This is a genomic window from Niastella sp. OAS944 (assembly GCA_024809215.1).
In the GTDB taxonomy this organism is placed as follows: domain Bacteria; phylum Bacteroidota; class Bacteroidia; order Chitinophagales; family Chitinophagaceae; genus Niastella.
This window is the reverse complement of the sequence record JANUBW010000008.1, coordinates 232,778-247,725: the sequence shown is the minus strand read 5'-3', so window position 1 is coordinate 247,725 and position 14,948 is coordinate 232,778. Positions and strand designations below refer to the sequence as shown.

The 14,948-nt window shown below is 44.2% G+C and carries 13 protein-coding genes; 1 reads left to right on the top strand and 12 read right to left on the bottom strand.

Annotated features, from left to right (window positions below):
- Position 1: 1 nt before the first annotated feature.
- Together GGD38_RS27460 and GGD38_RS27455 are read right to left on the bottom strand one after the other, a co-directional pair.
- The gene (locus GGD38_RS27460) at positions 2-670 is read right to left on the bottom strand and encodes a hypothetical protein (RefSeq protein ID WP_375303060.1); all 669 of its coding nucleotides are present in this window, start codon (positions 668-670) and stop codon (positions 2-4) included.
- A gap of 264 nt (positions 671-934) precedes the next feature.
- A complete protein-coding gene (locus tag GGD38_RS27455) occupies positions 935-1,390 on the bottom strand; it encodes a peptidylprolyl isomerase (protein WP_375303061.1) in 456 nt (151 codons plus the stop codon).
- A 209-nt stretch (positions 1,391-1,599) separates the two neighbouring features.
- On the opposite strand from GGD38_RS27455, the gene fmt reads away from it, so the two are divergent.
- Positions 1,600-2,568 carry a methionyl-tRNA formyltransferase gene (gene fmt, locus GGD38_RS27450; protein WP_375303062.1) on the top strand — a complete coding sequence of 323 codons (969 nt, stop codon included), beginning with the start codon at positions 1,600-1,602 and terminating at the stop codon, positions 2,566-2,568.
- 233 nt (positions 2,569-2,801) lie between these two features.
- On the opposite strand, the gene GGD38_RS27445 is transcribed toward fmt, so the two are convergent.
- From GGD38_RS27445 to GGD38_RS27400, 10 genes are all read right to left on the bottom strand, one after another.
- Positions 2,802-3,851, bottom strand: a complete 1,050-nt coding sequence (locus GGD38_RS27445; protein ID WP_375303063.1) for a LysM peptidoglycan-binding domain-containing protein — start codon at positions 3,849-3,851, stop codon at positions 2,802-2,804.
- Positions 3,852-3,930: 79 nt separating this feature from the next.
- Entirely contained in the window at positions 3,931-5,382 is a 1,452-nt protein-coding gene (locus tag GGD38_RS27440; protein WP_375303064.1) for an RNA methyltransferase, read from the bottom strand.
- Between the two features lie 138 nt (positions 5,383-5,520).
- On the bottom strand, positions 5,521-6,132 hold the full coding sequence (locus tag GGD38_RS27435; protein ID WP_375303065.1) for a toxin-antitoxin system YwqK family antitoxin: 612 nt from the start codon (positions 6,130-6,132) through the stop codon (positions 5,521-5,523).
- 180 nt (positions 6,133-6,312) lie between these two features.
- Entirely contained in the window at positions 6,313-8,541 is a 2,229-nt protein-coding gene (locus tag GGD38_RS27430; RefSeq protein ID WP_375303066.1) for a transferrin receptor-like dimerization domain-containing protein, read from the bottom strand.
- A 175-nt stretch (positions 8,542-8,716) separates the two neighbouring features.
- Positions 8,717-10,144: an NAD(P)(+) transhydrogenase (Re/Si-specific) subunit beta gene (locus GGD38_RS27425; RefSeq protein WP_375303067.1), complete on the bottom strand. Its 1,428-nt coding sequence runs from the start codon at positions 10,142-10,144 to the stop codon at positions 8,717-8,719.
- A 566-nt stretch (positions 10,145-10,710) separates the two neighbouring features.
- Entirely contained in the window at positions 10,711-11,052 is a 342-nt protein-coding gene (locus GGD38_RS27420; RefSeq protein WP_375303068.1) for an NAD(P) transhydrogenase subunit alpha, read from the bottom strand.
- Positions 11,053-11,115: 63 nt separating this feature from the next.
- Complete coding sequence (locus tag GGD38_RS27415) at positions 11,116-12,222, bottom strand: Re/Si-specific NAD(P)(+) transhydrogenase subunit alpha (protein ID WP_375303069.1); 1,107 nt, start codon at positions 12,220-12,222, stop codon at positions 11,116-11,118.
- A gap of 118 nt (positions 12,223-12,340) precedes the next feature.
- Positions 12,341-13,138 (bottom strand): O-methyltransferase, encoded by a 798-nt coding sequence (locus GGD38_RS27410; RefSeq protein ID WP_375303070.1) that lies wholly within the window; start codon positions 13,136-13,138, stop codon positions 12,341-12,343.
- Positions 13,139-13,221: 83 nt separating this feature from the next.
- Entirely contained in the window at positions 13,222-13,716 is a 495-nt protein-coding gene (locus tag GGD38_RS27405; RefSeq protein WP_375303071.1) for a dihydrofolate reductase, read from the bottom strand.
- A gap of 75 nt (positions 13,717-13,791) precedes the next feature.
- A complete protein-coding gene (locus GGD38_RS27400; protein ID WP_375303072.1) occupies positions 13,792-14,604 on the bottom strand; it encodes a thymidylate synthase in 813 nt (270 codons plus the stop codon).
- Positions 14,605-14,948: the final 344 nt, after the last annotated feature.

The following is a 14,948-nucleotide window of genomic DNA, read 5'->3' as shown; positions in this document are numbered from 1 at the left end:
CTTATTTCGTAGCCTTTTTTACCACCGGTTTCTTTTTTGCCGCCTGTTGTTTAGCCTGAGCAGCCTGGGCTTCCAAAGCAGCTTGTTGCGTAGCAACTTCGTCTACATATACAGTTTTGCCTTCGGGGATCTCCATGCTGGTAAAGATGGTAGGCAGAATGTAAATAAGGTTCTGGATCGAATTATGACTTACATCAACAAACGCCCAATTAAGGCCATTGTCGTTTGATTCACCAACCAGGTAGGTATAAATTTTTACCTTTCCCCGGCTTTCGTCCCATTTTTCCCTTACTTTCTCAATAACACATTGCCATTTTTCAACACCGTCGTTCATTATGCGCAGCATTTGCACCTTAGGCACCTTTTCTTCGGTCTTGGGTTCGTCGCGAAAGTGAATGGTAACAGCGTTCTCTTTAAAGCCATCTTTTCCGCCATAGAACTTATAAGCGCTGGGACAACTCAAATTAATGTAGGTGTTCCAGTCAACATAAAAGTCAGCTTTCACCAAACTATCGGCAAAGCGTAGTGCATGGCGGGTAGCAATGGCTGTGTCAGATTCAGGTAACGATTGATCAGTTGTGGTAGAGGCGATTTGGTCCTGGGCGTAAACCATACCAGATAAACAGACAAATAGTGCACACGTAACTATGCGTTTCGTGGTTTGTATCATAGGGTATAAATTAAGCAGCCAAAATAGAAAAAAAAGCTGGGTAGGTCAAGATGGGAAAACTACGAAATGAAGGGCTGTAAGGAACCCCTTGTTACCAGGTAAATTGTGAGATTATAGGTATGTGAAGTAAGAAGTATGAGGTAGGAAGTACGAAGGAAAAAGAAAAGAGATAGTGGTAGGAGTTAGAGTGAGGAAATAAAAAGTATGAGGCAAAAAAATTCAAGCTCTTCTTACGTCATACTTCTTACTTCCTACGTCATGTATTTACGGCATAATGATGCGGCTGGGTGCAGCACCAATTTCAACCAATTCAATATCGAAAACGAGGTCTTCACCAGCCAAAGGATGGTTGGCATCGAGCATTATGTTTTCTTCGCCAATTTCAGTAACAACAACAGGGATCACAGCGCCTTCTGAATTGGTCATGTTTAAACGCATACCAACTTCCAGCTCCATATCTTCAGGAAATTCGCTGACAGGAAATGCAACGATCATGTCAGGATTTTTGGGGCCATAAGCCTCTGCAACGGGGATTTGGATGGTCTTTTTTTCACCAACTTTCATACCCTCAACGCCATTATCGAAACCGGGAATTACCATTCCGCTTCCAACCTGAAACTCCAGGGGTTCACGGCCGGCAGATGAGTCGAAAGTTGTTCCATCTGTTAAACGGCCATGATAATGAACCTTTACGGTATCGCCGCTTTTTGCTTGTTGCATACTACTATCTTTTTAGTGTTTTTATAATTTCAGGAAAATCAACGCTCCCGTCCCACATACCCTATTCAAGTAGTCAAAAAAATTGACAGAAGTGAGAAGAAATAAAAGCCCAATTCCCTGCCAGCAAAGTAACAGGAATAATTTGGGGCAGCCAATAAAAGTTTTTTAGTGAAATTTGTCTCAAAATTCATTAAAGGACAACCACATACATGACAAACACCATCAATAATAAACCTCGTATCATATTCATGGGAACGCCTGAATTTGCCGTGGCATCGCTCGATGCGCTGGTACAGGCGGGGTGCAATATCATAGCAGTTATTACAGCGCCCGATAAACCCGCCGGCAGGGGCATGAAGCTTACAGAAAGCGCGGTTAAGAAATATGCTGTTGAAAAGCAATTGCCGGTACTGCAACCCGTAAAACTAAAGGACCCGGAATTTCTGGAAGCATTAAAGGCTTTACGGGCCGACCTGCAAATAGTAGTGGCTTTTCGGATGTTGCCCGAACTGGTTTGGAACATGCCGCCAATGGGCACAATTAACCTGCATGGTTCCCTGCTGCCACAATATCGCGGCGCAGCGCCTATTAACTGGGCCGTTATCAATGGTGAAAAAGAAACAGGTGTTACCACCTTTAGGCTGCAACATGAAATTGATACCGGTGATATTTTGTTGCAGGACAGCTTTCCTATTGGCGATGATGAAACCGCCGGTGAAGTGCACGATAGAATGAAAGAAATAGGTGCACAACTGCTGGTAAAAACCGTTGATGGTTTAACCAAAGGTATACTGGAAGAAAGACCGCAATCAATCGGCAATCGGCAATCCGCAATCGGCAATGAAAACCCAACATCAGAACTTAAACACGCACCCAAGCTATTTACCGAAACTTGTAAGATAAACTGGCACCAACCTGTTGCAGCTATCCATAACCTCATCAGGGGATTATCGCCCTACCCTGCTGCATTCACCTCTTTAAACGACAAAAGCCTGAAAATATATAAGGCAAAGAAAGAGCCGCATGCCTCGCCCAAAAGCCCGGGCAGCATAGAAACCGATAACAAAACCTATTTAAAATTCGCCGCCGCCGACGGGTATATTCATGTTTTGGAATTGCAGTTGGAAGGAAAGAAGAAGATGACGGTGGAAGAGTTCCTTAGAGGCTATCGTTTGTAATTGGAACAACTTGATCTTAGATACCGTAACAGGTTTCAGGTTTCAGGTGCCGGGTACCGGTTACCAGTTTCCGGGTAAAACAAAGGGGTGCATCGTTACGCGATACACCCCTTTGTCGTTGGCGCGCAGCGCCTATAAAAAAGTTGTATTCATTATCACATTAGCAAATTATCACATTATCACATTTGCAACTTAACCCCAAAATGCCACCCACAGTACTAAGAACGTTAAACTCAATAAGCTACATCAACATAGAACTTACCCATTTCTGCACCCAGCTCAGCAGCCGCTGCATCACTCAGGCGAACGGTTAATCCAACGCTTTCACGCATATCGGGCAATTGACCCAATACTTTGGCAAAAACCGATTTATTGGTAGAAGTATAGGTGATCTTAACAATAGTACCTACAGCTACATTATTCATAAGGGCATAGTATTTACCATCTTTCCAGCCACTGGTGCTTCTGAAAATACCGGCATTACCTGCAGTTGATTTACCACTGCCGTTATAGCCCGAACGAAAGTAACCACCTTTATAACCGGTATAGCTACCCTCTGGTTTTTCATCTACAACCGGTGGCGGTGTACCTATTTTGTTGTCTTCTTTTTTAGGCTCTTCTTTCTTCAGTTCTTCCTTTTTAACATCCGGTGCTTTTGTTTCGGCAGGTTTGGTTTCTGCTGGCTTTGTTTCAGCAGGTTTGGTTTCGGCCGGCTTTTCTGTTTTAACAACAGGCTGCTCGGTAGCAGGTTTGGTAGCAGTGCCACCAGTAGTAGCAACCGGCGTAATTATTTTCTTTACGCCACTGGCCGCCAGCGACGATTGTGTAGTTTTCACCTTCAGGTATCCCACTATAAGCTTCATTCCGGCCTGCAAATGATCATTGGTAACCCCATTCCATTTTTCAAGCGTTTCAACGGGGATCTTATTATGGTTCTGACTAATGCGGTACATCCATTCTTTCTCACCTACAATATGGTAAACGGGAACAAAAACCTCATCGGCGCCCTTTTTTCCATCCTGTGAAAAATTATGGCCCGAAAGGGGCACTTTCAATTGCTGGCCAATGTTCAACTTATCCATGGTAACACCACTAAGAGTGGATATTTCTTTTGCAGAAGCATTGTATATACGGCCAATTGAATACCAGGTTTCCTTAGGTTGAACCGTATGCAACAGATAAAGGTCAGGAGAGGTACCCTGTACCGACAGGTCAGATTGTGACCACACAAACTGGGTAAACAACAGAAACGCGATGATTAAAACTCCTTTGAACTTCAGCATAGGTTATGCATTTCGTATTCGTGCAAAGATGTAAAATATTATTTAATTAGCGCCAACGGGGATAACTATCCACCGCCAGTTACGGTTGTTCATAGGTATTATCGGAGATCCTTTTCAATATCCGCCATCCCTGGGGATAATAATTGTTTATTCTATTGGGTAAAACCTTTATCCAGCCAAGATTATACTGCTCAAACCGTACCAAAGTCCAGCCTTTATGCGCAGCAGTAACAGAAAGCTCGTCTTTTCGCAGGTATTGGATGGCCTCTTCCTTTTTTAACGATACTGCAACAATTGAATCGTTCACCAGGGTACTCACTGCCAGTGCATGATCGGGCACCAGGTCATTACCAGCTATTTTTCCAATAGCAGTACCCGCCCGGCGCACATACACATTATCTACAACAGTAAGCAATTCTTTTTCCAGCTGCTGCGGAAATGCAAACAGGTCTTCCTTTTGCTTCCACAGCTGTATTGAATTGCCTTGCTGTAACCAGGGTTGTATAATGGCCTGTTCGTTTTTCGACGCTTTTTGCAGTAATGACCGTTTTGGCGGCCGTACAGTATTGCCCTCCCCTTCCGTTTTGCGAAAACAGCTAATAAAAAAGCCTTCACCTTTTACTTTATTGGGAAAGAAACGATAACCAAACGTTTTATGTTTGTCTGATTGTGTTTCAACAATACCCCATGCGGTATCGATGGTCAAAGGCAGACTATTAACTGAAAACGTATCCATAAGCCAGTCGCCCATATTTTCATCCTCTTCCTTCGAATAGGAGCAGGTTGAATAAATAAGCACACCGCCTTCTTTTAAAGCAGGAAAAACGTCGGCCAGAATGCGTTGCTGGCGTTGATAACACAGCTGTACATTGTGTTCGCTCCACTCGCCTATGGCTTCCGGTTCACGCCGGAACAGGCCCGAACCCGAGCAGGGTGCATCGATAACGATAACATCAAAGAAATTCTCCAGTTTGGCAAACGCAGCAGGGTCGGCATTGGTAACGATCACATTGGCGCCGCCCCATTTTATACTATTTTCTTCCAGTATGGCTGCCCTTGATTTAATGACCTCGTTGCTTACCAGCAGGCTTTCAGGCCCAATGAGCGATTGCAATAGGGTCGATTTACCCCCCGGCGCCGCACAAAGGTCAAGCACCCGCAATGGCTGGCTGGTATCTGTTGTTTGGGTAAGCGCCTGCTCCAGGAACATACTCGATGCCTCCTGTACATAATACGCACCCGCATGTATGAGAGGATCAAAAATAAACGCCGGTCGCTGGGGTAAATAGTATCCGTATGTTGACCAGGGAATTGGTGAGGCTGCCGACAGAAGGTTTTCCTGCAATTGCGGAGGGATGCCATTGCCAATTGCTCCCGCTTCAAGGCGGGACCTATTGCCTATTGGCACCTTGGCCGGATTCAGCCGAATGGAAGTAATCTGTTCACCGCTTTCATGTATCTGTACGAACGCTTCTTTATTGAAGCCCGCGATACCGGTTAAAGAATCAAGTAATTGATGAGGAAGCTGCACCCTGCAAAACTATGAAATAATGCGTTAATGAAGTTTTAATGGGCCCGGGAGGTGTATTAGAATGTCATTAATGCGAAATCCCCCTCCCGATTAATTGGGAAGGGGACCTTTCGCTATAGAGCATTTTCGTTACAGTGACTATTTTACAACTTTATCGGCCTTGAATTTTCTTGAAGTGATCAACTGGCCGCGAATATCGTAGAACTTGAAGGTACCCTCGCGTTTGTCGTTTACGTAGTTTCCGGTCTCTTTCACAGTACCATTCGGGTTATACTCGGTTGTTACACCATTACGTTTACCGTCTTTGTAGCTAATGATGATCCTTCTGTTACCACTTTCAAAATTTGCCATGTAGCGGTCAACGGCCCCACTGGTATCGCGATGTTCCATTTCCTTGGGTTTCCCATTGGCATAATAGGTAGTGGTGGTGCCTACCAGCTTTTTAAAATCAACAATAGTATCGGTTTTTATCAACCGGCCGGTTTTAGTATCGTATGATTTGGCAGCCTGGAACTTGCCTTTTTCTTTAAAATGGATCTCAGTTTTCAGTTTGCCGAAGATGAATGATTTTTCAATACCCTCGGTATGATCGTCGTTCAGGTATTGGTACTCATAAGTGAGGTTACTTTTTGGTTTAGCTACAGCAGAGTCGTCAACCTTCGAAAATGTATTTCCATCGTCCTGCGCTTTGGCAAACTGGCCGGAAATTAAAAGGACAATAGCTACGAGTGAAGCACTTTTTGTGATCATATAGTACGATTAACTAGATTTTCTGCTAAGATAATGGAGATTTTTTGCGCCTGCAATGCTGTAACACGTTCTTTTACAGGCAACTGAACTAATTGCACACCTTCCCGCCAATCAAACGCCCCCTGTGCAGTTCTAATAACGGCACAGGGGGCTTATTTAGTGTAATACCCAACGAATACGTTATTTCAATAATGCGATAGCTGCGTTCACCTGTTTATTATACAACTGCAGGGTTCGCGTGGCCGTTTCAATACTTTCCCTTGCTTCCTGCCAGTTACGCTCTTCTACCCCTTCCCTTATGCCCGGCAGCGTTTTTACGCCATAGCCGGTATAATAACCGGGTGCATATACCTGGTGCCGGTACCACGAACGGCGGGGCAACCCTTTTTCATGCAACAATGACCTTTCCGACTGATACAAAATAGTATTCAGTTGTTGTTGTTTCTCCACCGGTAACCGGGTGGCGGAAATATATAATCTTTGAAACTCCTCTACACTTGTTTTTAATTGTGCCAGCGTATTGTCGAGTTCACTGAAATTCAAAAAGGGCACTGCCTCTTTAACTTCCGGTGCACGGTATGTTTTAGTTTGATCCCTGGCAAGGTCATATAATTTTTCTTTTATCAGGCGATTCTGGATCTCAGTTTGTGAACGCATATTATCGGCCAGCGTTTTGATGTCGGCGGCATAATCGGCCACGGTTTTATAAAAACTATTGAAATCTACTGGCAATACCTCGGCATTGGCCAGCCGCAAAGTTACCCGGCCGGCTGTTTTTGACAGCGCAACGCCATAATGAAAACCGGGATCTTTAAAGCGGGAGAACAGATCATAGGAATCGTAAACAGAGTGATACTCACCACCACTGCCTTCACCGCCAAAACCAAGGTTGAGTGAAGAAATACCAAGATGTTGTAAAAAGGGCGTGTAATCTGACCCCGACCCCAGGGCACTCAGCTTTACATTTTTGTTGCCGATTATTTTTGCGCGGTTCGCTTCCGGCGTTTCGGTAATGGTTCTTGCATACAGGCGTTCATTTATGGCCACGCCGGTTTGCGGATCAATAACATCGCGTACCACTTCATTGAAGAACGGCTCCAATGCATGTGAACCACCTGCATTAATAAAACCACGGCTATTCCCATCTGAATTGATGTATGCCACTGCTTTTTGTTGCAATTCGCTGGCATGGTCTTCAACCCATTCGGTAGAGCCCAGTAAGGCGGGCTCTTCGCCATCCCATGCACAATACACCAGTGTACGTTTGTTACGGTATCCTTTTTTTACCAGTTCACCAATAGCGCGGGCTTCTTCCATTTCAGCAACGAGGCCGCTAATAGGATCGGCAGCGCCATTTACCCAGCCATCGTGATGATTGCCTCTTATAACCCATTCATCGGGGAATTGAGAACCAGGCAGCGTGGCAATTACATTATACAAAGGCTTTAGGTCCCAACTAAACGACAGCTGCAAATGCACTTTTTCTTTACTGGGACCGGCATGATATGTAATGGGTAATGCACCCCGCCAACCGGCCGGCGCAACGGGCCCGCCCAATGATTGCAACAGCGGCAATGCATCTTCATAAGAAATGGGCAGCACCGGTATTTTCATTATGGTAGTGGCATCTTTCTGCTCAAGTCTTTTTGCATCTTTGGTGGCACCTATACCAGGGGTAAGCGGGTCGCCGGGATATACAGGCATATCCATTACCGATCCACGCTGCACGCCATCGCTGCGCCGGAAGGCGCCTTGCGGGTATACATCGCCCCGGGCATAACCATCATCTTCGGGGTCGCTGTAAATGATACAACCTATAGCACCATGTTCTGCAGCAACTTTTGGTTTAATACCCCGCCATGAACCGCCATATTTGGCTATCACTATTTTACCTTTCACATCAACGCCCATACGCTCCAGTTCTTCATAATCGGCCGGTATGCCCCGGTTTACAAATACAAGCTCTGCCGTAACATTTCCATCGGCCGAATAAGCATTGTAGGTAGGTAATTGTTCAGCCCGCTGCCCCGATGTGCGGTCTTCTTTTAAAAACGGCTCTTGCAATTTTGCCTTATAGGGTTTACTGCCTAACAACTCAAGCACCCTGGTCTTTGGCGTAGGAAATAATGGATAGTAGGTTACGATCTCCGTTTTATACCCCCATTGTTTAAACAGGGCGGCAATGTATTCGGCATTTGCTTTATCGTGTGGTGAGCCAACATGATGCGGGTGCGATGTAAGGAACTTCATCCAGGTATCCATATTGGCAGCAGAAAGCTGCACATCAAATTGTTTTTCCCATGAAAGCTGTTGAGTGGCGGTTGAATCGGCAAAGCCCATTAACTTTTGGGCATTTGCAGTAGTGAATAATGACAATAGGATTGCTAAAGAAAAAATGATTTTTCTCATGTACTGATTTTTAAAATTTACCAGAAGTTAAAAATGGGGCAATCTATTCACCAGTGGGTCAAAGGGTTTTGACTATCTCAAATCTAACAAAAAATCATACTCTAAAACATACATGCAAAAAAATGTCCCGATATATATCGGGACAAAGTAATATTATTCTATTTAGGCTGTAGCATTATAAATTCTTGATCTCCCCTATCAGGTCCTGCAATACCTTTTTGGCATCGCCAAAAAGCATGGAGGTTTTGGGTTGAAAGAACAGATCGTTCTCGATGCCGGCATAACCGGGTTTCATACTGCGTTTGTTTACGATCACATTTTTCGACAGCTCCACATCAAGAATAGGCATACCATAAATGGGCGAAGAAGGATCGGTTTTTGCAGCGGGGTTCACCACGTCGTTGGCGCCTAAGATCAAAACCACATCAGTAGTCGAAAACTCATCGTTGGCCTGTTCCATTTCAAGCAGCTTGTCGTAGCTCACATCGGCTTCGGCCAGCAGCACGTTCATATGCCCGGGCATACGACCGGCTACAGGATGTATGGCATATTTTACTTCCACGCCTTTGCTCTCGAGTAATTTTTCCAGTTCATGACAGGCATGTTGCGCCTGGGCAACCGCCAAACCATAACCGGGCACTATCATTACTTTATGCGCATAGCTCATTACCACCGCCGTATCGCTCAGGGTAATTTCCTTGTAAGCACCCTGGTCTTTTTTAGCGCCACTGGCAGCAGCGCCGCCGCCAAACGAACCGATCAATACGTTTTTCAGTGAACGGTTCATGGCCTTACACATCAGGATGGTGAGTAAGGTACCGGCAGCGCCTACCAGTATACCACCTGTTAACATCACCTTGTTGTTGTATAAGAAACCACCGCAGGCAGCCGCCACACCGGTAAAAGAGTTCAGCAGGGAAATAACCACGGGCATATCGGCCCCGCCAATGGGCATTACAAACATTACCCCGTATACAAGCGACAAAGCAACAGTTGCATAAAAAAGAATAAGTGCCGTATTCGTTTGATATGTGTAGGTCATTACTGCCGCTACTAACACAAGCGCCAGCATGAGCAAGTTTACTATATGCTGACCGCGGAACGACATATCTTTAATTTTACCGCTCAACTTGCCCCAGGCTATCATGCTACCGGCAAAAGATACGCTACCTATAATTGCCCCTGCAATAATGGTAAGGTAATGACCAGCCGCTACGTATTCGGCCAGTCCAAACAATTCATCGCCTTTATAGTTTTTATATAAGTGATCGAATTCAACGGCAGAGATAAGGGCTGCACAGGCGCCGCCCATTCCGTTGAACATGCTCACCATTTCGGGCATGGCCGTCATTTTTACTTTCTTTGCGGCCAGGGTGCCAATAATGCCACCGATGAGAATGCCGCCAAAGATCCAGGGATAGTTGCCCAGTTTTTTTCCATCTTCTTCATACAGGAATATCGTTCCCACAATAGCGATGGCCATACCTGCCGCCGCCAGCAGATTACCATTACGGGCAGTTTTTGGGTTCGATAACATTTTCAATCCTATAATAAACGTAACCGAACCTACGAGGTAGCACAGGGTTAGTATACTTAATTCCATAATTTATTATTAAATTCCAAATCTCAAGTTCCAAGAACCAAAGAATAAAATCACAAAATACAAATTGCAAGAACCCAAAAAAGGAAATCACAAACTCCAAATCGCAAGAACCAAGAAGAAATACAAAATAACAAGAACCAAACAATACAAAAGTCAGGATTGTGAATCGATTTTTATTTGGATCTTGGTTCTTGGTTTTTGGAATTTCCCGCCGACAAGCGGGAAATCTTTATCACCTATACATTCATTCGCTTCTATATAATTTGCTCCAGGAGAACTGCCAGATCATAATAATTGCGATATATATTCACTATTAACCAAATTTCTAGGAAGTTTCAAACAGAAATCCCTAATTCTCTCCGCATATAAAGCAGTTCTTTCTTCTAAATCATATGGCTTTTTATCATTTCCCTGTTCCCTTTAAATTCGAATTTTTATTACTTGAATTTACCGGACCAGAGCCTTTGTATTAGTCTTTATTTGGGTTTGGGATTTTGTACTTTATTTTTTGGATTTTGCTTTTTTGTATTTTTTATTTGGTTCTTGTTTTTTGGTTCTTGGTATTTTTATTTGGTTCTTGGGTCTTGTGATTTGGAATTTTTTGCCTTTCCTTTAAACATTTCCAACATTCTATCAGTGACTACAAACCCGCCAACAACATTGAGTGTACCTAACACTACGGCTAAAAAGCCAAGTATAAGCGCCACATAATTGTGTTGCTCGGCCTTGCCCATAACAATAATGGCTCCAATGATAACCACACCATGAATGGCATTGGCGCCACTCATTAACGGCGTATGCAGCACACTGGGTACATGACCTATGACCTCAATACCAACGAAGATCATCAATATAACGATGTAGATCATTTGCTGATTATCAGCTATCCAGGTAAGAATTGCTTCCATATAATAAGTTTGTAAATTAAAAACAGCTGTAAGCTTTAAGCCGTAAGCTACAAGCAAATACAGTTAGCTCTTCACTCTATCATGCACCACCTCCCCATTGAAAGTAATACAACAACCTTTCACCAGGTCATCGTTCCAGTTAAGGTTGAGGTTGCCTTCTTTATCAATGATCAGTTGTAAAAAGTTCAACAGGTTTTTGCCGTATAATTTGCTGGCGTCAGACGGCATGGTGGCAGCGAGATTGCTGTTACCAATTATATGCACACCTTTATATAACACGGTTTGATTATTCTTTGTAACAGGTGTATTACCGCCGGTTGCTGCTGCCAGATCGATCACCACCGATCCTTTGCGCATTGCCTGCAACATTTCTTCCGAAATAAGTATGGGTGCTTTTTTACCCGGGATCTGCGCGGTGGTAATAACAATATCGGCTTTGGCAATACTTTCTGCAATACGCTGTTGCTGGCGCTGTTGGTAATCGGCCGATTGTTCAACTGCATAACCACCGGCTTTAGATGCATCGGCAGCGCCTTCCACCTCAATAAATTTGGCGCCCAAACTCATTACCTCTTCTTTTACCGCTGGTCTTGTATCAAATACTTCAACAACTGCACCTAACCTACGGGCGGTTGCAATAGCCTGCAAACCGGCCACACCGGCGCCCAGTATTAATATTTTTGCCGGCGCTATACTACCGGCCGCCGTCATAAACATGGGGAAATATCTGCTGTATGTATTGGCAGCCAGCAATACGGCTTTATAGCCTGCAATATTTGCCTGCGAGCTTAACACATCCATACTTTGCGCACGCGTGGTACGCGGCAACATATCTAAACTAAACGTAGTAATACCCAGTTTAGCCCATTGTTGCATCACCGTCACATTGAACAATGGCTGGTACACGCCTATCACGATCTTTGAATTCAGGTTCGCCACTTCTGCAAATGGGTGAATAGCTACCAATATGTCGGATGAATTAACAACTTCCTGCCTGCTTTTTATAGTAGCGCCGGCTTTAACATAATCCTCATCGTTATGAAATGCTCTTTCACCGGCGCCCGATTCAATTTGTACAGTAATGCCTTTTTTGGTGAGGGCAGTTACAACTTCGGGCAAGAATGATACGCGGGTTTCTTCGGATGGTTCTTTTAAAACTCCAATCGTCATAATCAGGTAGTAGTTATGTAATTCAAGGTAAGAAAAATTTAAGTTATGAATGCCGCACGCTGGAATTGTATTTTTTATTGCATTCTTAACGAAAATTAATGACGAAGGGGCAGCTTTTTTAGAAGCGTACGGTAAAATGCTGTTTTACCTTAAACTGATCGCTGAAGAATACCAGTCCGATAAAGAATAGATCGATAGAAAGCGTTACTGCCGGATCTGCCTTAACGGCCTCCCAGGCCTTTTCCATTTCGGCGCTCCAGTGAATGTCGTCAAAGATCACCACACTGGCATCGTTCAAATAAGGTAACAATTGCTTAAAGTACCGCACCGTAGGCTCGTAGCGGTGATTGCCATCGATAAACGCCAGATCGAGCCGGGGCATGGTTGCCAAAATACCCGGCAAGGTATCATCGAAATTGCCTGTTACCTGTTTTACAGAAGAAAGTTGAAGTGATTGAAAGTTCCGTTTTGCCTGGGCAGCTATGGCAGCACTGCCTTCGGCGGTAATCACCTGCGCCTTTGGATTGGCCATTGCCATATAGGCAGTAGAAATTCCCAGTGAAGTACCCAATTCCAGAATGTGGCCGGGTTGATAATAATTTACAATACGAAATAATAACTGCGCCCATTTCTTCGATTTGGCCGCATGGCGCGCAATAGAAGCAATGGAACGTTGATTGGTTTTGCTTATGGCAGAACCGGCGCCAAAATCTTCTACTTCTATAACGCCACTTTCACGCAGCAGTTTGTGACGTAATGCTTCTACCTGACTGTACGCATAAAAATGCCGCTTATCAATGAGTACTTTTCGCACAAATTCATATACGAATGGCGAATGAATGCCATGGCCTCTGCCATTCAGCGCAGTGATGTAATAAGTGGAATATTTTTTTATAAGTTGCCAGGGAGAGAACATGGGGCCAAAAATATTGAATATCGAATGACGAATATCGAATTTTGAAATAAAACTTCGACATTCAACATTCTACATTTATTATTCTACATTCTTCTTTGCCACACCTGAAAGCTATAATCGTAGGCATGTTTTGCGTCGGCTTTGAAATCGAGTTGTGAAAGTAACTGCCAATCGGTTTCATTTATTTCGGGAAAGAAAGTATCGGCATCTATTGTTGTGTGTACACGGGTAAGGTAAACACGATTGGTAATAGGCAGGGTTTGACTGTATATTTCACCACCACCAATGATAAAGGCTTCTTTGGCATCGGTTTCGGCTGCAACTGCCATAGCTTCTTTTATATCGTGCACCACCCGAATGCCTTCGGGTTGCCAGTCGTTCTTACGGGTTATAACAATATTTGTTCTGCCTGCAAGTGGTTTGCCCAGCGACTCATAGGTTTTACGGCCCATGATAACAGGCATACCCCAGGTGGTATTTTTGAAGAACTTCATATCATTCGGCAGGCTCCACAATAACTGGTTGTTCTTTCCTATTGCATTGTTATCGGCCGCGGCAACCACCTGAGATAAAAGCATAAAAAATATTGAATATTGAATGTTGAATAATGAATGTCGAAGTTCATTTTCTAACGACATTATTTGATCTGGCGGTTACACCGCTACAGGAGCTTTTATAGCCGCATGACACTGATAATTCAACAAAGTGAAATCTTCGAACTTAAAGTCAAAGATGCTTTTTACCGCCGGGTTCAGTTGCATGGTAGGCAACGGAAACGGAGTGCGGGTGAGCTGCAGGTTCACCTGTTCCATATGATTGCTGTATATATGAACGTCGCCAAACGTATGAATGAAATCGCCTGGTTCCATATCGCACACCTGGGCAATCATCATAGTAAGTAAAGCGTATGAAGCAATGTTAAAAGGAACACCCAAAAACACATCGGCCGAGCGCTGGTATAGCTGGCACGACAACCTTGGTTTCCGGCCTTCCTCAGCGGGAGTTACATAGAATTGAAATAATACATGGCACGGCATTAGCGCCATTTCCGGCAAATCGGCCACGTTCCAGGCGCTTACGATCATGCGGCGGCTATCGGGATTGGTCTTTATTTGACGGATCACATCTGTGATCTGATCAATGGTTTTACCCTCCCCTGCCGTCCAGCTGCGCCATTGTTTACCATAAACGGGTCCCAACTCGCCTTGCGCATTGGCCCACTCGTCCCAAATACTAACGTTGTTATCTTTCAGGTATTTGATATTGGTTTCCCCTTTCAGGAACCACAATAATTCGTGAATGATGCTTTTAAGATGCAATTTCTTGGTAGTCACCAGCGGAAAGCCCTGCTGCAGATCAAAACGCATTTGATAGCCAAAACAACTGGTAGTGCCCGTTCCGGTACGGTCTGATTTATAAACGCCGGTTTCCTTTATATGCTTTAGAAGTGACAGATATTGCTCCATGGGCGCAAGGTACGAAAACCGTCAATTTGCTAATTTGCGAATGTGATAATGTGCTAATTACAATAAAAATTGGGGATAAGTATGGCTAATGTGATAATTAGCTAATGAGATAATGTGATAATGGAAGGCAAAAATACAGCTCCGTGCTGCCTGAACCGCCCCCTTCGGGGAGTTGGGGGGTAAAAGCAGTTAGTTTTGGTACTGATAGATTAAATTCATAAAACTATAACGCCAGGTTACCTGATGCCTTTAATGAGGCGGCACGATGTAAAGCCCTGTAACCTGCATCTTGAAACCTGAAACAATCTAATAAAAAGCACCGGCGCCTGCATTTCCTGGAAACC